The sequence below is a fragment of the Leifsonia sp. SIMBA_070 genome, from assembly GCF_046534635.1.
GTDB lineage: Bacteria > Actinomycetota > Actinomycetes > Actinomycetales > Microbacteriaceae > Leifsonia.
Map to the genome: position 1 here is coordinate 1 of NZ_JAWRYK010000689.1, position 249 is coordinate 249.

A 249-nucleotide genomic window follows, 5' to 3' on the forward strand; every position below is an offset into this window, starting at 1 on the left:
ATGTTGCGACGGTGACCGCCTTCTTCGATGAGGTGCAGGCCCTCGCTCCCGCCGAATTACAAGAATCGTGGAGCGAGGTCGCCTCTCTCGTTGACGCCCTCGTGCAAGCCGGCGACGACCTTGAGAACCTCGACACGAGCGGCATCGACGCGGCAGCCGTGCAGGCGGCTTCCGAAACGATCACGGAACACGCGACCGTCACCTGCGGCCTCACGCTGTGATCGTCGGGCTCGCGGCGGTCGTCGGCCT

1 protein-coding gene is annotated in these 249 nt (G+C 65.9%); it reads left to right on the plus strand.

What is annotated here, in order from left to right; genetic code table 11:
* A partial coding sequence (locus SB754_RS22000) for a hypothetical protein (RefSeq protein ID WP_410784425.1) occupies nucleotides 1-221 on the plus strand: 221 nt, incomplete at its 5' end.
* Nucleotides 222-249: the final 28 nt, after the last annotated feature.